This window comes from Microbacterium ureisolvens (assembly GCF_015278315.1).
In the GTDB taxonomy this organism is placed as follows: Bacteria; Actinomycetota; Actinomycetes; order Actinomycetales; family Microbacteriaceae; genus Microbacterium; species Microbacterium ureisolvens.
Genome location: NZ_JADIJE010000013.1, coordinates 64317 through 84354 on the forward strand (window position 1 = coordinate 64317; position 20038 = coordinate 84354).

1 protein-coding gene (running past one end of the window) is annotated in these 20038 nt (G+C 74.9%); it reads left to right on the forward strand.

Annotated features, from left to right (window positions below; genetic code table 11):
- A protein-coding gene (locus tag IM767_RS17450; protein ID WP_162564314.1) for a beta strand repeat-containing protein crosses the window boundary here: on the forward strand, positions 1–20038 show its 5' portion. 10370 nt of this gene lie beyond the right edge of the window; only the first 20038 of its 30408 coding nucleotides appear in the window; it begins with the start codon at positions 1–3; its stop codon lies off the right edge, out of view.

Sequence of the window (20038 nt, forward strand, 5' to 3'; positions counted from 1 at the left end):
ATGAGTCGGAGACCCCCCGTTACCGGGGATGAGTGGGGGCGTCGCGGCGTGGCCGCGGGGCCGACGGCGGGTGCGCGTGGACGCAGCGCCGTCGTCGTCGTGCTCGCATCGGTCCTCGTCGCATCCCAGCTCATGTGGGGCGGAGCGGTCGGCGCGCCGAGCGCATCCGCCGTCGACGGCACCGGAACAGGCGCGCCGTTCGTCCTCGACCCGAGCGCGCTGACGCCGCTCGACGGGCTTGCCGGCGACGACTCGGTCGGCTCCGGCGGGACCGACGGTGAGCCCGGCGAGGAAGTCCCCGAGCTGCTCGTGCCGCCCGCCACCGACCCGAGCGACTACTCGATGGTGATCGTGCTGCCCGCCGACCCGCGCCGCACGGCGCCGGGCGCGCCGGCGAACCCCTTCGGGCCCAACTGCCGCGAAGTGACGACGAACGACGGCTCGGGCTCGACGAGCACGACCCTGGTGTGCGGACCCGGAAGCGGCCCCGGCGACGGCAACGGGCCTCAGGCGCCGGCGGTGCCGCCGATGCCGGGCCTGCCGACCCCGCCGCTGCCGCCGGCCCCGCCCACGGCGCCCGCGCCTCCGGCCGGACTTCCCGGCATCCCCACACCCGGCGTGCCCGGACCGGCCGTGCCCGAGGTACCCGCGCCGCCGGCACCGCAGCCTGCGCCGCAGACGCCCGCGAACCCCGGTGGCCCTGTCGCACCCGAGGTTCCCGAGGAGCCCCCGGTTCCGAGCGTCCCCGAGCAGCCCGCGGCCCCGGGCGCACCCGAGACGCCTGCGGCCGACGACGTCACCGGCACGGCGGCCTTCCTCAATGTCCGGCCGTTCGCAGCCCCTGACTCGACAGCGCCCGGTGACGCGGCATCCGAAACCCAGACAGACGGCGGCGGGGCGGAGCCCGCATCCGCGTCACCCGCGGAGACGCCGGCAACGGTGGAGGCGTCGGAGGTCGCGGAGGCGCCGGCTGCCGCCGAGGCCGATCCCGAGCCGGTCGAGATTCCCGAGACGCCCGAGGACACCGAGCCTCCGGCGGTGCCCACCCCCGAGACGCCGGAGCCCAGCGAGGCGCCGGAGGCACCCGCGACGCCGGGCGAGGGCACGGAGCCCGGAGGCGAGGCCCCCGAGGTTCCCGGCGAGCCCGGCGACCCGGGCGCACCCGGCGAGGAGCCGGCGACGCCCGACCCCGCAGACCCGTCGGACCCCGGCGCCGAGACCCCGGACGCGCAGCCCGCCGACGTCGACATCGACCGGGACGTCGACGACGAGACCATCTCGCTCTCGCAGAACGCCGACGGCGACCTCGTCATCACGACCGACGACGGCGACCAGATCGTGGTCCCGGCAGGCTCGGTGAGGATTCACACCAGCGGTGCGCGGGCGATCATCCGGATCATCGGGGCGCTGCTGTTCGCCGGCATCGACTTCGATCTGCGCGCGGCGCGGATCCTCATGAACGGCGCGTCGCTCACCGGCGGCGACATCCTGCTGCACGCCATCGCCGAGCTGCTCGAGGCCGACGAGCCCGAGCCGTGCGACACCGAGCCGTGCGAGGAACCGCCCGCTCCCACCACCCCGGCCCCGGTCGAGGCCGAGATCGTCATCGAAGGCGGGTCGACCATCACGGGCGAGGACGTCGTGCTCGTCGCGGAGGCCGACAACGAGACTGACGAGTCGGCCGCCGCCGGCATCCGCGTGACGGACTCGGCCATCAGCGGCACCGGCTACGTCGGGATGCACGCCTCGGCCACGACGGTCGGGGGCGACGCGACCGCAGAGGTGATCCTCGACGGCGCGACCGTGCTGGGCGAGGACGTGGTCGCACGCGCGCACGCAGTCATCGCCCACACCGAGACCGAGGAGTCCGACGACGCGGTCACGACGGCGCTCGGCGAGGCCGAGGCGACGGCCCGCGTCGTCGTGCAGGACGGCTCGATCCAGGCGACCGGCGCCGGCAGCGGCGGCGACGTGCACCTCTCGGCGAAGGCGGAACTGGACCTCGCCGTCACCGCGACCGGCACGGGCACCGACGACGTCGACGCGGCGGCCGCGTACGCCGACGCGGCGGCCACGGCGACGGCGCAGGTGCAGGGCGGCGCGACGGTCACCGCCACCGGTGACATCACACTCCTCGCGCAGACCGACGCCGACGTCGACACCACCGCGACCGCACAGGAGGCAGGGGGCGCGATCGCCGTCAGCCGCGTCACCATCGACACCCGGGCCGAGCTCACCACCGCGGGCGCGGTCGACGCGGGCGGCCCGCTCCACGTCGAGGCTGACAGCGTCTACGACATCGACACCACCGCCACCGCGAGCGAAGGCGGCGCGACGCAGAACGGCACGACTCCGGACACGGCGACCGACGGCAACGCGACGACCCCCGAGGGCACCGTCGACGTCGCCGGGGCACTGGCGTACACCGACCTCGACGTCACGACCCTCGCGACGCTCGGCGCAGCCGCGGCACCGCAGTACGCCGCCGACGGCGGCGTGATCCTCGTCTCGCGCTCCCACGGGTCGTCCGCCACTGCCGCCGACGCATCGGCCGTGACGGAGGACGCCGCGGGAGTCGGCGTGGCCGTGGCCGTCAACTCGGCCACGATCGACACGCGCACCACGGTGCAGGGTGCCGCGCTCGCCGCCCCATCATTGTCGGCCTACGCGATCGCGGCGTCTCCCACGGGCTCGCCGGCGAGCGGCTTCTCCGCGACCGCGAAGTCCGGGGCCGGCGCCGCCGAGAGCTTCGGAGCGGCGGGGGCTCTCGCGATCGCCCTCACGACCCGCACGACCCAGGCGCTCCTCGGAGCGGGCCCGGTCACCTTCTCGGGCGGGCAGGCGACGGATGCCTCGCTCGAGGCGTACTCCGCGGCGGCGACGACGGCGTCGGCGGCACCCGGCACGCAGGCGGGCGTCGCGACCGGACTGGGCGCCCACGTCGCGCTGGGCATCGTCGATGACGACACGACCGCGGCCCTCACGAGCCCGGAGATCACCGGCGCCGGGGACCTCACCCTGCTCGCGACGACCGTCTCGCCGCTGACTGTCACGGCGACCGGCGGTGCGGCATCGGGCGCGATTTCGACCGTGCTCGCACTCTCCGTGTCGAACGCCACCGCGACGTCGAGCGTCGCTCCCGCTTCGCAGGCGCTCGCGCTCGGCGGCGACCTCACGATGCGCGCCACGCTCGTGGCCCCCGTGACGACGACGGCACGCGGCGATGTCACCGCCGGGGACGCCGCCGCCGTCGGGGCGGTCATCGCGCTCACCTTCGCCGAGCACCTCGCCACGGTCCTCCTGTCGCGCGACATCGTTGCGACCGGCGACGTCATCCTCTCGGCCGAGGCCCGGGCCTCCTCGGCGACGACCGCGGCGGCCTCGATGACCGGGGCGCCGGGCGAGGCCTCCGCGACCTCGGGCGCCGACCCCGCCGCTCAGATCACGAGCGCACGCGACTGGGCGGACGGTGCCGCCCCCTCGGAGGGCAGCGGTTCCGTGCCGGCGGCTCCCACCCCCGCCACGCCGCAGGGCACAGTCATGGCCGCGGCGGCCCTCGCACTCGGCATCCACGACCTCACCAGTGACGTGGTCGTCTCGGGTGTCTCCATCCGAGCGGCGCAGGCTTCGTTCACCGCCCTCGGCAATCTGCAGGCCGATTCGACAGCGACCGGCGCCCCGGCGGACCGCGGGCCTCCGGCCGAAGGACCTGAACCGGCTGCCACCACGATCGCGGCAGCCGTCGCGATCACCCTCGCGGACGCCCGAGTCCGCACCGAGCTCGCCGCAGACGCCGACGTCGACGCCGCGAGCCTCACCCTCACCTCCGGAGTCGCCCCGCTCACTGCGAGCGGCGTGAACGACCCGGTCCACCGCATCACCGCCACAGCCACCGGCGGTGCAGGATCCGGCGGTGACCTCTCGGTCGCCGGCTCCGTCGCCCTCGCCCTCTCGAGCGTCGAGACCTCCTCCGCTCTCCAGGGCTCTTTCGAGGGCGCGACCCTGACCGTCGCCGCGATGGGCGTCGCCGAGACCACGGCGCGGGCTCTGCTCGCCACCGACGGCGGCGCCGGCGCCACGACCGGCGTCGGCGCCTCCTTCGCCCTCGCCAAGAGCGACACCACCACGACCGCCGCCGTCGACGGACCCGCCGTGGGCACGACGGGCGTGACGGTTGCGGCGAGCGGCACGGACATCGTCCGCGCCGAGGCGAGCGGATCCGTGGCCGGAGCCGACCTCGCCATCGCGCCGTTCACCGCGGTCGCCATGGGGAATGCGAGCACGGTCGGCCGGATCTCCGCCGGCGAGGCCCTCGCGGTCGAGAACCTCACGCTCACCGCGGTCCAGCGGGCCGCCACGCACAGCGCGGCGCACGCCGCCGTCGCCCAGAGCGGTGACGCGGCCATCGGCGTCGGTCTCGCCCTGACCCTCGCCGACCACTCCGTGCGCGCGACGCTCGCGCGCGACGTCACCGCTGCCGGGGCAGCAGACGGCTCCGCCGATGTCACGGTCGGCGCGACCGGCGTCTCGACCGCGACCTCGGATGCCGAGGCGTCGGCCGCGGGGGCACCCGAGAACTCCTCGGGCGGAGCCGCGGGGACCGGCGTCGACGGCCAGATCGCCGGCGCGCAGAACACCGCGAACGCCATCGCCGCCGAGTCCGGCGGCACCGGGAACACGACCACGCCGCCGAGTGCACAGACCAGCGGAGGAGGCGTGAACGTCGCAGCCGCCGTCGCGGTGACCGTGTCGCGCGCGTCGGTCGGGGCGGTCATCGAGGGGGCCGTCGTCGCGGACACTGCGACGGTCGTCGCGGGTGAGAACACCGACGCCACCTCCAGCGCCGACGGCCGTGCCGCCCAGGGGACCGACGCGACGATCGGCGCAGCCGTCGCCGTCACCGACTCCTCCCTCGCTGCGGACGCCCTGGTCGCGGCGGGCGCCTCGGTCGCTTCGCCCGCCACGGCCATCCACGTCCGCACGGTGGCTGACGGCGCCGACGCCGTCTCGACCACGGGCGCCGAGTCCGTCGCCGGCGCGGGCGGCGGCGACGTCTCGGTCGCCGGGTCGGTGGCCATCGCGCTGGTCGATCGGTCACTGCGGGCGGCGCTGGCAGGTTCGGCGAGCGGCGGCTCGGTGACGGTCGCCGCCAACGGCCACAGCGCGACGACCGTGAAGGCGCTTCCCGCGGGTGCCGGCGTCACCGAGGCGGGCGATCTCGGCGTCGGCGCCTCGTTCGCCCTCGCGATCGTCACGGTCTACACGCTCGCCGAGGTCGCCTCCGGCGCGACGCTCATCGATGTCACCGACCTCACCGTCGACGCGCGCTCGATCGTCGCCACCACCGCGGAGGCGCGCATGGGCGCTGCGGGCGGAGGCGTCTCGGTCACCCCCGCCGTCGCCACGGCCGTGTCGACCGCTCGGACCATCGCGCGGCTCGGAGCCGGAGACGCCGTGCAGCTCAGCGGTGCGGCCCGGCTCACGGCGCAGCAGCGCGCGACGACCACCACCACGGCGGGTGCCATCGCCGTCTCCTCCGGCACCGCCGCCGTCGGCGCCTCCCTCGCGCTGACGATCGCCGAGCACACGGCGGAAAGCCAGCTGGCGCGGGACGTGGCAGCCGCAAGCGCCGCACTGACGGCGCACGGCGTGAGCGAGGCGTCTTCGAACGCGACGGCATCCGCCTCCGGCGCACCCGAGAACGCGGCGGACTCCGGCGACGCGGCGAATCGCGGAGGCGCGGCCGGCACGGGCGTCGACGAAGCGGTGGAGCGCGAGCGCGACCACGCCGATGCGACCGCCGGCACGCCCGCCCTCGCCGGCACGGCGACTCCGTCGGCGGCGACGTCGCAGGGCGGCGTGGCGGTCGCCGCCGCCGTCGCCGTCACACTCGCCGAGCTCGGCACCGCGGTCGTGCTCGCGGGCGGCCTGACGGTATCGGGGGCCGCGGTCATCGACGCCGCCACCCATTCCGACGTGCGGTCTCGCGCCGACGGCTCCGCGTCGCAGGGCACCGACGCCACGGTGGGCGCCGCGGTGGCCCTCACCCGCGCCGACATCTCCACGAGCGCGGTCGTACCCACCGGTGTCGCGCTCACGGCGGGCGGCCTGCAGCTCTTCGCCCGCGCACTCGATGACGGCGGCGACGCGACATCCGTCCTCGGTGCCGAGTCGCTCGCCGGCGCCGGCGGCGGCAAGCTCTCGGTCGCGGGCTCGGTCGCGATCGCGCTGGTGAATCACCAGACGCGGGCGGGCGTCGACGGATCGGTCACGATCATCGGCGGGGGAGCGGTCACCGCGTCCGCGATGACCGACTTCGCCACCACGGTCACGGCCCTCCCGCACGAGGGCGGTGTGTCGGGCGCCGAGTCGGTCGGCATCGGCGCCTCGTTCGCTCTCGCCGTCGTGACCGGTTCGACGCTCGCGGAGCTCTCCGCGGCGGGCACGATCACGGGCGCCGGCGGCATCACCCTCTACGCGAACGGCGCGAGTGCGACGACGGCGGAGGCGAAGATGGGCGCGAAGGGCGGGTCGGTGGCGCTCGCCCCCGTCGTCGCGACGGCGCTCACGACCGAGACGGCGCAGGCGCGGGTCGTCGGCACCGGCGTGCTGGAGCTCGCGGGGACGCTCCGGCTCGACGCCGTCCTCGATGCGTCGACGACGGCGAGTGCGACGGCCGACGTGACGAATGCGACGACGGCGGGTGTGGGCCTCTCGCTCGCCCTCGCGATGCCGGACCACCGCGCCCTCGCGACCGTCTCGAGGGCTGTCGAGGCCGGCGGCGACGTGCTCATCCACGCCTTCCTGACCTCCAAGGCCACGACGACCGCCGTCGCCTCGGCCGCAGGGGCGCCCGAGAACACCGGCGACGGAGGCGAGGGCGGCGACGGCGTCGACCAGCAGCTCGCTGAGGAGCGCGCGCACGCCGACGACGTCGCCGCGAGCGCCGGAGGCGCCGCCTCGCAGGGCACCGCCCCGAGCGCTTCGACGAGCGACGGCAAGGTCAACGCGGCCGCGGCCGTCGCCCTCACGCTCGCGACGGCGGTGAGTCGCGCGACCGTGACCGCCCCGACGATCCAAGCCGCGGGGCAGGTGCGGCTCGCGGCGCTCGAGAACGCCGACCAGTCGTCGGACGCCGACGGGTCCGCGGCGAAGGGGGCTACGGCCACCATCGGCGCCGCAGTGGCACTCACCCGCGCCACCGTATCGACCGAGGCGGTCCTGCCGGCCGGCACGACCGTCACCGCCGGCTCCCTCCAGCTGTCCACCGCCACGCTCGCGAACGGGGACGACGCCTCGTCGGTCACGACGGCCGAGTCGGCCGCGGGAGCGGGCGCCGGCAAGGTTTCGGTCGCCGGGTCGGTCGCCCTCGCGATCCTGAACCACTCGTCGCTGGCGTCGCTGGCCGGCACGGCGAACGTCGACGGTGCGGTGCTGATCTCCGCCGCCGACCGCACCGATGTGGTCGCCAAGGCACTGCCGCATGGGGACGGAGTGAGCGGCGCGTCCACGCTGGGGATCGGTGCGTCGGTCGCCCTCGCGATCGCGACCGGCGTCACGACGGCGGAGATCGCCGACGCCGCCGCGCTCGCGGGCGCCGACGCACTGACGCTGTTCGCCAGCGGCCGCAGCACGATGACGGTGGAGGCGCGGATGGGCGCCACCGGCGGCGGCGTCTCGCTGACGCCCGTCGTCGCGACGGCTCTGTCGACCGAGAGCGCGGTCGCGCGCGTCGGCACCGGCGCGGACGTGGCGGTCGGCGGGCCGGTGCGTCTGGATGCGGTGCTGGATGCCGCGGCCGGCGCCACCGCGACGGCCGAGGTCGAGGGGGCCGGCGAGGCGGGCGTGGGCGTCGCCCTCGCCCTCGCCATGCCGCAGCATCGTGCGATCGCCGAGATCGCCCGCACCGTGTCGGCGGACGGCACCGTGGCGCTCGCCTCGTTCCTCACGTCGTCGTCGCTCTCGCACGCGGTCGCGTCGGCAGCGGGCGCGCCCGAGAACGCCGCCGACTCGGGCGACGCGACCAACCCCGGTGGCGCCTCCGGTGACGGCGTCGATCAGCAGCTCCAAGCGCAGCGCGGTCACGCCGACGGCGTCGCGACGGCGAACGGCGGCACGCCGTCGGCTCCTGCAGCCGACGCACCCAGCGCGGAGACCAGCGAAGGCGGTGTCAACGCGGCGGCGGCCATCGCGCTGACCCTGGCGACGACGGTCAGCGAGGCGCGCATCCTCGCCGGCGCCACGGTGCGCTCGGATGCCGCCGTCACGCTTGCGGCGCTCGAGGACGTCGACCGGCGGGCGAACGCCGACGGCTCAGCAGCCGACGGCGGCACCGCCGCGATCGGCGCCGCCGTCGCGCTCGCGAAGGGCGACGCCTGGACCCGCGCCTCCGTCCTGTCGGGTGCGACGGTCGAGGCGGCGAGCCTCCAGGTTCTCACCGGCGCCCTGGCCGGCGGTGCATCGACGCTCGCGGCCGAGTCGGCGGCCGGCGCCGGAGACGGCAAGATCTCCGTCGCAGGCTCGGTCGCCATCGCGCTCGGCAACCACGACTCCACCGCCGTCATCGCGGGAACCGTGCGTCTCACCGGCGATGCGGTCGTCGCGGCGTCGAAGAGCCTCGAGACCACGGCGAAGGCGCTGCCCCACGGGGAGGGTGTGAGCGGTGCGGGCACGCTGGGGATCGGCGCATCGTTCGTCCTTGCGATCGTCACGGGCCAGACCACCGCGGCAGTCGCGCAGGACGCGACGCTCACCGGTGCCGCGAATCTGACGCTCACCGCCAACGGCCGCAGCACCATGACGGTCGAGGCGAAGATGGGGGCGACGGGCGGCGGCGTGGCACTCACGCCGGTGGTCGCGACAGCGCTGTCGACCGAGACGGCGCAGGCCCTCCTGGGGGCCGGCCCCGCGCTGACCCTCACCGGTCTCCTGCGAATGGACGCCGTGCTCACCGCGACGGCGAACGCGACCGCCACCGCCGAGGTCGAGGGTGCGACGGACGCCGGCATCGGCGTCGCACTCGCGCTCGCGATGCCCGGCCACTCCGCCCTCGCGCGCATCGCGCGCACCTTCACGGCGGAACAGGTGCTGCTGGCGACCTTCCTCACGAGCACCGCCGCGACCAAGGCCGTCGCGTCTGCGTCAGGCGCGCCTGAGGACGAGACACCGGAGGACGCCGAGCCGAGCGCCACCGGCGGCGTCGATCAGCAGCTGGCCGCTCAGCGCGACCACGCCGACGGCGTCGCCGCGGAGAACGGCGGAGCCGCCTCGGGCGGCGGGGACGCCGCCGAGGCCGAGACGAGCGAGGGCAAGGTCAACGCGGCCGCGGCCATCGCGCTCACCCTCGCGACCATCCTGAGCGAAGCCGTGATCGCGCCGGGCGTCACGGCGACCGCGGGCACGGTGCGCCTCGCGGCCCTCGAGAACGCGGACCAGGCATCCATCGCCGACGGCTCGGCGGCGCAGGGCACGAGCGCGACGATCGGTGCGGCTGTGTCGATCACCGATGCGGACGTCACCACGCGGGCGCTGCTGTCGGCGGACGCGACGGTGCGCGCGGCCGACCTCGTGCTGACGACCGCGACGCTGGCGAACGGCGCGGATGCGGCATCCGTCGCCGACGCCACGTCAATGGCGGGTGCGGGGGGCGGCAAGCTGTCGGTCGCGGGATCCCTCGCCATCGTGGTCGCGAACCGCGACAGCGTCGCGCGCCTCGCCGGCACCGCGGAACTCACCGGCGCCGCCACCGTCGCCGCCCGCAGCGCCGCGACGGCCACGGTCAAGGCGCTCCCTCACGGCGTCGGCGCCGAGGCCGAAAGCGGCGGCGTCGGGTTCGGGGCATCCGTCGGCCTCGCCGTCATCCGCCACGACACGATCGCCGAGGTCGCCGACGACGCGGCCGTGACCGGCGCGACCGGCGTCGCGCTCATCGCGACCGCGACGAACACCTCCACGGTCGAGGCGAAGATGGGCGCCCAGGGCGGGGACGTGGCCCTCGCCCCGGCGGTCGCGATCGCCCTGTCGAACATCACCACGACCACACGCCTCGGAACCGGGTCTGCGCTCACGGTGAGCGGCGACCTCGCGATGCACGCCACGCAGGAGGCCGAGGCCTCGGCATCGGGCACCTCGTCGGTCGCCGGCGCCGCGGACGCGGGCATCGGCATCAGCCTCGGGCTTCCGATCGCCAACCACACCGTCACGACGCGGGTGGAGCGCGGGGTCGTGGCCGGCGGCGACGTGACGCTGCGCACGGCGAGCGTCTCTCGCACCGTCGCATCGGCCCAGGCCTCGGCCGCCGGAGCGCCGGCATCGGACGAGGACCCGCCGGCCGGCGAGCCGAGCGGCGTCGATCAGCAGATCGGCGCGCAGGTCGCCTTCGCCGACGAGGTCGGTGCGGCCGAGACCGGCAGCGGCGCGGGCGGCGCGGAGCCGCCCGCGGCGGAGACGAGCGCGGGCGGCGTGCAGGCCGCCGCGGCGATCGCCGTGGCGCTGTCGACCGTGGTCTCCGAGGTCGTGGTCACCGTCGACGCCCTCGCGGCGGGCGGCACCGCGACCCTTCAGACGGAGGCGAACACGGATGCCGCGGCCACCGCCGACGGATCGGCGACGCAGCCCGCGGGCGGCACCGCGACGATCGGCGCGGCGGTCGCGATCACCCTCTCCGACGTGCGCAATCACGCGATCGTCCCGTCCGTCCTCACCATCAGCGCACGCGACCTGGTCGTCCGCGCGCAGACCGCCGTCGACGGTGACGACCACACCGCCACGATCGGCGCGAGCGCCACCTCCGGGGCCGGTGGCGGCGACGTGTCGGTCGCCGGATCGTTCGCGCTCGCCGTCGTCGATCACCAGACGCGTGCCGCGATCGAGGGCAGCGTGGTGCTGTCGGGCGGCGACGCCTGGGTGTCGGCCGCGAGCGATGTCGCGACCACCGTCAAGGCCCTGCCCGCCGGCGAAGGCGTCACCGAGGCGGGCGACCTCGGGTTCGGGGCATCCGTCGCGCTCAGCCTCATCACGCACCGCACCGTCGCCGAGATCGCCGACGAGGTCGCCGTCGACGGCGCCGACGACGTGACGGTGCAGGCGACCGTCGCCGACGTCGCGACGACCGAGGCGCGCATGGGCGCCGCGGGCGGCGGCGTCTCGATCGCCCCGGCGGTCGCAACGACCCTTTCGAATGTCACGGCGGCGACGCGCGTCGGCACCGGCTCGCTCGACCTCGCCGGCTCGCTGCACCTCGCGTCGGCGCTCGAGTCGAAGGTCGCGAGCACCGCCTCGGCTGCCACCGTGTCGGGCGGCGACGCCGCGATCGGACTGTCGCTGGGCCTCACGATCGCGAACCACGCCGCGACGAGCGACCTCGCCCGCGTCGTCGAGGCGGGCGAGGACATCGTGCTCCGCGCCTCCGCGATCTCGGCATCCACCGCCTCCGCCACCGCCTCCGCGGCCGGCGCGCCCGAGGAGGACACGAGCGCTCCCGACACCGACCCCGACAACACGGGCGTCAACGAACTCGTCAACCGCGAGCAGGACCACGCCGACGGACAGGCGGCGCAGAACGGGCTCGAGACGTCCGGCGGCGACGACCAGCGCGCCCCGCAGGCGGAGACGAGCCAGGGCGGAGTGAACGCGGCGGCGGCCGTCGGCGTGAGCCTGTCGAACCCGGTCGTCCGCGCTGGCGTCACCAGCGAGGTCGGCGAGCTCACCGCCGTCGGCACCGTCGCCTTCCTGACCGGCGCGAACACCGACTCCTCCTCGACGGGCAACGCCTCCGCGGTCGACGGCGGCACGGCCAACATCGGCGTCGGCGTCGGCATCACACTCCTGGAGGTCGTGAACACGGCGACCGTGCCGGCCCACCTCACGGTGCGCGCGCACGACCTGCTCGTGCAGGCCGACGTCGCGCCCGACGGCGACGACACGACGTCGACGATCGAGGCGGTCGGCTCGTCGGGCGCCGGAGGCGGCGACTTCGCCGGCGCCGGGTCGCTCGGCCTCGCCGTCGTCACCCACCTCACGCGTGCGGCGGTCGACGGCACGGTGGTGCTCGCGGGCGGCGACGCGGCCGTCATCGCCAGGAGCGATGTGGCCACGACGGCGAAGGCCCTGCCTCACGCCGAGGAGCAGGACCCGGCGTCGTCGCTGGGCCTGGGCATCGCCGTAGCCCTCGCCATCGTCACGCACGACACCGTCGCCGAACTCGCGGACGGCGTCGAGGTGTCGGGCGCGCGCAATCTCGTGCTCACGGCGGACGCGAAGGACATCACGACCGTCGAGGCGAAGATGGGCGCGCGCGGCGGCGTCGCGATCACGCCGTCGATCGGCATCGCCCTGTCGAACGTGTCGACGCTCGCGCGGCTCGGCGCCGGTGCGACGCAGCTGCTCACGGGCACCCTCGCCCTCACGTCGGCGCAGAAGGCCATCGCCGACACCGTCGCCGCAGCCGCGGCGCTCGATGCCGCCGACGCCGCCGTCGGGTTCGGGCTCGCTCTCACGTACGCGAACCACGCGTCGACGACAGAGCTCGCGCGCAGCGTCGAGGCCGGCGAGCACGTGCTGCTGCGCGCGTCCGACATCTCCGAGTCCAGCGCGCGCGCCGAGGCCTCCGCTGCCGGAGCCCCCGAGAATGCTGAGTCGAGCGATCCGGCGAATCCCGGCGGCCAGCCCGGTACCGGTGTCGACCAGCTCGCGAACGAGCAGCGGACCTTCGCCGACCAGCAGGCCGCTGAGAACGGCGGCCGGGGCTCAGGTGACACCGACAACCCGAAGGCCGAGACGAGCGAGGGCGGCGTCGCGGTGGCCGCTGCCATCGGCATCGTCGTCGCCGACGTGCACGCCGAGTCGCTCATCCTTCCCGGCGTCACGACGATCGCGGCCGGCGGTCAGCTGCGCGTGGAGTCCGCCGCGAACACCGACGCCCAGTCCGGCGCCGACGGCTCCTCGGTGTCGTTGGGCGGCGACGCGAACGTCGGTGCCGGCGTGGCGCTCACGCTCGCGACGACAGTGAACCGGTCGGTGATCCCCGCGACGCTGTCGGCCACCGCGGGCGATGTCGTGGTGTCGGCGACGGTCGCCGCCGACGGCGACGACGTCACCGGCACGTACGGCGCGAAGGCGGCTTCGGGCGCCGGCGGAGGAAACGTCTCGGTCGCCGGGTCGGTCGCCATCGCGATCATCACCACCGAGACGCTCGCGGCCGTGTACGGCACGCTCGCCCTCACCTCCAGCGACGTCGCGATCGTGGCCCGCAGCGCCGTCGACGGCGTCGTGAGCGCGCTTCCCCACAAGGAGGGCGACGAGGACGGTGACGGAGAGGTCGAGGGGCCGGGCGGAGAGGACTTCGTCGGCGGTGTCTCGACCGAAGGGGACTTCGGCCTCGGCGCAGCCTTCGTCCTCGTGCTCGACACACACGACACCAGCGCGCTCATCGGCGACGGCGTCGTCATCACCGACGCCGAGGACGTCGTCGTCTCCGCCGAGGCGACCGACACCCTCACCGCCGAGGCGAAGATGGGTGCGAAGGGCGGCGGGGTCGCCATCGCACCGGCGGTGTCGATCGTGCTGTCCAACGTCACCACGACCGCCCGCATCGGCACCGGCGCCCTCGAGGCGACCGGCGACGTGTGGCTGAGGGCCACGCAGACCGCGTCCGCGCTGAACGAGACGACCGCCGCGGCGATCGCCGGCAGCGACGCCGCGATCGGCATCTCGTTCGCGCTCACGATCCCGAACCACGACGTGCTCGCCGAGCTCGCGCGCACCGTCGACGCCGGCGGCTCGCTCACCCTGCAGGCCTACAGCCGATCGGCCTCGAGCGCGAAGGCGACGGCCTCCGCCGCCGGTGCCCCCGAGAACGAGGCCGACAGCGGATCGTCCGACCCCGGCAACCAGGGCGGCGCGGCCGGCACGGGCGTCGACCAGTTCGCCGCGCAGCAGCGCGACTACGCCGACCAGCGATCGGCGGCCTCCGGCGGTACGGGATCAGGCGACGCCGAGACGCCGGACGCGAAGACCAGCGCCGGACCGGTGGCGGTGGCCGCGGCCGTCGGCATCATCGTCGCCACCATCGCGCCCGTCGCCCGCATCACCGAAGACGTGACGGAGCTGACGGCGGGCGGCGTCGTGCGCATCCTCTCCTCGCACAACACCGATGTCGCGACCGCCGGCGACGGCTCGGCCGTGTCGGATGGCGCGTCGGCCACGATCGGCGCCGGCGTGGCGATCAGCTGGGTCGACGTCGTGAACCACGCGATCGTGCCGGACTGGCTGACGATCACCGCCGGCGGACTCGTGGTGGGGGCCACGACCACGGCCGACGACGACGGCGACCGTACGTCGACGATCTCGGCGGATGCCGCGTCCGGCGCGGGCGGCGGGAAGATCTCGGTCGCCGGCTCGGTCGCGATCGCGCAGGTGAACGCCGACACGCTCGCCGGCGTCTACGGCGACGTCGCCCTCATCGGCGCTGACGCCGACGTCATCGTGCTGGCGCTCGACGCGCTGCGCACGTCGGCGAAGGCGCTGCCGACGGGCGACGGCGTGATGTCGACCGGCAACGTCGGGGTCGGCGCCTCGTTCGCCCTCGCCCTCGTCTTCAGCGAGACGCATGCGCTCATCGCCGACGACGTCGCGGTGACGGGCGCGAACGACTTCACCGTGGCCGCGGGTTCGGAGAGCCGCACGGTGACCGAGGCCAAGATGGGGGCGAAGGGCGGCGGCGTCACCGTCACCCCGGCGATCGGCATCACGGTCTCGGAGATCTCGACGACCGCCGTCATCGGCACCCTGCCGGATGCGCTCGAGGCGACAGGCGATGTCTTCGCGATCGTCGAGCACGCCACGAGCGCGAGCACGACCACCGACGCGGAGGCGGGCGAGGCGGCCACGGCGGTCGGGGTCTCGCTCGCACTGAACTTCGCCTTCGACGTCGCGTTCGCGGAGACCCGGCGCGATGTCGTCGCGGGCGGTTCCGCAGTCTTCAGCGTGACCGGCTCCGCGCTGGCCGGAGCGACGGCGAAGGCGTCCACGAGCGGCGCACCGGCGCAGAACGACGAGGGCGGCTCCGGCGCCGGCGGGGTCGACGGCCAGATCGCGCAGCAGCGCTCGTACGCCGACCAGCAGACGACGCAGAGTCGTGGATCGGGCATGCAGTCGGGCGCCTCGCCGTCGGCGTCGACGAGCGGCGGCAGCGTCTCCGTCGCCGCGGCCATCGCCCTCTCGATCGCCGACGCGAGCTTCACGGCCCACCTCCCCGACGGGCTCTCCATCGAGGCGGACGGCCACGTCTGGTTCCTCTCGCGCGCGCAGGTCGACTCCAAGGTCGAGGCGGACGCTTCGGCGACTGCGGTGAGCTCGGGCGGATCGGGTGGATCCGGCTCGTCCAGCACCGCGATCGGCGCAGCGGTCGCGCTCAACCTCGCGTGGGTCGAGAACCGTGCATGGCTCGGCGAGGAGACGGCGATCGACGCGAACGGGTTCGCCGTCTCGGCCACGATGACGCCGCTCCCGAACGATGCGAAGCACGACTTCGCCGCCGTCGCGAAGTCGGGCGCGGGCTCCACCTCGGGCACGGGCGTGGCCGGCGCGCTCGGCCTGAACATCGTGACGGATAACACCGAGGCGTGGATCCCGTCGAGCGCCGTCGTGACGTTCGGCGACGGCGATGTCACCGTCGCCGCTGAGAACTTCCGGACCGACACCGCCCGCGCGGTGAGCGACGCGAAGGCCGGCGGCGGCAGTGTGGGCGTCGGCGCCTCGGTCGCGCTCAACGTCTTGGCGACCGACGTCACGCGCGCCGAGATCCACGACGGCGCCGACATCACGGGCGGCGCGAGCGTCACGGTCCGCGCCGACCACACCGACGCGGTCGTGAACGAGGTCAAGGCGGGATCGGCGACGACCGGCGGCGGGGCCGCGGTCGCGCCGGCGGTGGGCATCGACGTCGTGCGTCCCGAGGTGCTCGCGCGCATCGGAACCGCGGGCCCGCGGGCGTTCACCGCGACCGGTCAAGTGCTGGTCCGCGCGACGTCGACCACCACTGTGCAGGCGAACGGCGACGCCGAGGCCGCGGGGAGCGGAACCGCGGTCGGCGCGATCATCGTCATCAACGTCGTCGACGTGGCCGTGAACGCCCAGGTATTCCAGGATGTGACCGCGGGGTCCCTCTGGCTCGTGTCGAGTGCGAACGTCACCTCGTCGGCCGTCAGCGCCGCGAGCGCATCCGGCGCCAAGAAGCCCGCGGCGGGCGAGGCGCAGGACGCCGATCAGCAGGCCCAGCAGGAGGTGGACGGCAACCAGGCGACGTCGGGGCTCGGCGTGAACCTGCCGAGCTCGCAGGGCGCGGTCGGGCAGGGGAACAGCACCGCGGGCAGCCAGTCCGGCAAGTCGAGCGACGGCGTGGGAGTGGGTGCCGCCGTCTCGGTCAACTGGGTCACGGTGCAGAGCCGCTCGCTCGTGCCGGAGGACCGCACCGTCCGCGTCGGCGGCATGTTCGCGCTGCTGTCGTCGGCACACCTCGACGCGCGGGCGCATGCCACCGGGAAGGCGTTCCCGAGCGGCACCACCGCGGTCGGCGCCGGCGTGTCGCTCAACGTCGCGACCGTCGACGATCTCGCTTCGCTGGGCGCGGGCGCCGATGTCGTCGCGGGTGCGATGGCGCTCACCGCGCGGACGCCGGAGGGTGAGCAGAACGACTTCGAAGCGCGGTCGGTCGCCGTCGCGGCGCCCGACCCGACGAGCGGGTCGGGCGGCGGGTCGGGTGGGGCGGCGGTCGCCGGCTCCGTCGCGGTGCAGGTGCTGCAGCTGCGCAACGAGGCGGTGATCGGCGCAGGCTCGACACTGCGGGTCTCGGGCGACCTCACGCTCCACGCGACCAACCCGATGGGCATGCAGGCCATGGCCGTCTCGGCGGCGGCATCGATGTCGGGCAGCGGCGTCGGTGCCGGCATCGTCGTGCAGTTCGTGGATGCCGACACGCTTGCCCACATCGACTCGTCGGCCGCGCGATCCACCGTCATCGACGCGGACGGCGCGATCATCGGCCTCGCGGACGCCCATCTCTCGCCGCTCGCGGCACCCGATCTCGGCATCGATTTCGTCGACATCCCCGACATCACGGGCGTGGCGCTGGGCGCGGCGCTGGGCGGCGGCGACGCCGGGGTCGGCGGCTCGGTCATCGTCAACGTGACCGACCGCACCACCGGTTCGTGGATCGGCGACGGCGCCCAGGTCAACCAGACCATCGGCGCGACCGACGAGAACCAGCACCTCTCCTTCGCGGCGAGCGACCAGACTCGATTCGTCGACCTCGCCGGCGCCCTGGGTCTCACCACCGGCAGCGCAGGCGTCGGATTCGCGCTCATCGTCGGGGTGCACAACAAGGACGTGCGCGCGAGCATCGGCGAGGGCGTCTCCGCGCGCCTGGGCGGTTCGGTGTGGCTGGACGCGCAGGCGGGCGGCAGCTGGACCGAGGTCGTCGCCGGCGCCGCCGCCGCCAGCAGCGCCGGCATCGCCGGATCGTTCCTCGTCCTCGTCGTGAACAAGGGCGCCGGCGATCCGGGCACGCGCGCACGCATCGAGAGCTCGACGCAGAACCCCACCGAGGTGCTCGCCGACGGCGGCATCACGATCACGGCGGCCGACCCGGTGAGCGCGTCGACCCTCTTCGCGGGCGCCGTGGGCGTCTCCTCGGGCACGGCGGGCATCGGCGTGGCCACGGTCGTCTTCGTGCGCGACGCCATCGTCGAAGCGGCAGCCGGCGATGCGGCGTGGCTGCGCGCGGCCGGGGGACTCGGCCTCGTTCTCACGGCCGATCAGAGCCAGGACATCTGGATGGTCGCGGTGGCGGGCGGGGGAGCCGGCACGGCGGGTGTCGCGGGCGCCATCACCACCGGGGTCTACGACCACCAGACGCGCGCGACGCTCGGCCGCGGGGCGACGCTCGACGGCACCTCGGCCGACGGCGAGGCGGGCGCGCGACTGCGTGCGACCGACCACACCGTCCTCCGCGGCATAGCCGGGCAGGCGGCGGTGGGCGGCACCGCGGGCGTGGGCATCGGCTCGGACGTGCAGGTGATGGACAAGCACACCGAGGCGTCGATGGCACCGCAGGTGCTGGTCACCGTGCCGGGCGACGTCACGATCGACGCCGCATCGAGCGAGGACGTCACGAGCGTCTCGGCGGGCGCCGCGGTCGGCGGCTCGGCGGGAGTCTCCGTGAACGCGGCGGTTCCCGTGTACGACGTCACGACCCTCGCCTTCGTCGGCGAGGAGTGCGCCGCCTCGGTCGCGAGCGAGGCGAGCTGCGCGCCGTCGCGGAGCATCGTCATCGCGGGGGGCAGCGTGCGCATCACCGCGAACGAGGTGCTCACGATGGACCTCATCGCCGGCACCATCGCGATCGGCGGTGCGGCGGGTGTCGGCGTCGGAGCCGCGGTGCCGGTGCTGAAGAAGACGACCCGCGCGTTCATCGGCGACCTCTCGATCGTCACGGCGCTCGCCCTCACGGACGGCGTGCTCGGCACGCTCGGCGGCTTCGACATCTCGTACATCGACACGCGCTTCGACCCGCACTTCGCGCTCGATGCCGACGGCTACACCATCGACCTCGGCTACGCCCACGGCATCCAGGACGGCGAGGTGGTGACCTACTTCTCGGGCGGCGGCCAGGCGCTGGTGGGTCTCGGCCGCATGGTCGAGGGCGACTGGTCGGACGGCAACGGCATCGAGTTCTACGCGATCGTCGACCCGAGCGCGCCCACGAAGATCCGGCTCGCGCTCACCCAGGGCGGCGCGCCGCTGGCGCTCTCCCTCCCCGCGCGACCTGGCCGATCGCACCGGATCGTCGCCGTCGACGAGGCGAGCGTGCCCGCGGCGCTGCAGCCGTACTTCATTCCGGGCGACGTGAGCGGAAGCACCATCACCCTGCCGTACGACCTCGCGGCGGCCGATGGCGAGGTCGTCATCTACACCGCGAACGGAGGCGCGGCGATCGGCGGCCTCGTCGACGGCGAGTCGTACTACGTCGTCGGCCGGTCGGGCGACAGCCTCCAGCTCGCGCACACGCAGGGCGGCCCGGCGATCGCGCTGGACGCGAGCCAGGCGAGCGGACGCGCTCACAGCCTCGTGCGCCAGGACACGCAGCCTCCCGGCAACCCGGCCCTCGCCACCGGCATCCGCGTGCTCACGCCGCGCATGGGCGCGATCCGCGGCGTCGCCGTCATCGCGAACAACAGCGACGAGATCCTGGCGGTCGGCGGCGCCGGCGCGGTCGGCGGCTCGGCGGGCGTCGGCGTTGCGGGCAACGTCAACATCGCCACCGTCGACACCGACGCCTTCATCGGTCGACTGGCCCGTATCAACGACGTCGATGACGACGAGGCGTCGCCGTTCCAGTCGGTGGCGGTGCAGGCGGGCGGTGCGTTCCGTCAGCTCATGGTCTCGGCCGCTCTCGGCGCCGGCACGGTGGGCGTCGGCGTGAGCGCCGCGGTCGACGTCGTCACCCTCGATCAGGACGCCCAGATCCGCGCCGGTGCGACGGTGCGCGCGCGCAACGACGTGGTCGTCGCCGCCACCGGCAGCGAAGACGTCACCGCCGCCTCCGCTGCGCTCGGCGGAGGCTTCGTGGGCGTCGCCGCCGCCGTGACCGTCGCGATCGTGAAGGCGCACACGCACGCGCTCGTGGCGGGCGGCGCGACGATCGACGCCGACAACAACGTGGTCGTCTCGGCGATCGATGACAGCACGTACACCACGGTCACCGGCGGCATCGGCGTCGGCTTCGTCGGCGTCGGCGTCGGTGTCGCCGTCGTCACGACGACCAAGAGCACGGACGCCCGCATCGGCGCCGGCGCGACGGTCGACGCCCGGGCGCTGCGCGGAGCGTTCGGATCCATCGCCGGCGACGACTATCTCGGTAAGGGTGTGCTCGGGCTCGCGGTGACGGCGCAGTCCTCGCAGGAGCTGTTCGGGCTCGTGATCGGCGCGGGCGGAGGATTCGTCGGCGCCGCCGGCGGTGTCGGCGTGACCCTCCTGGATG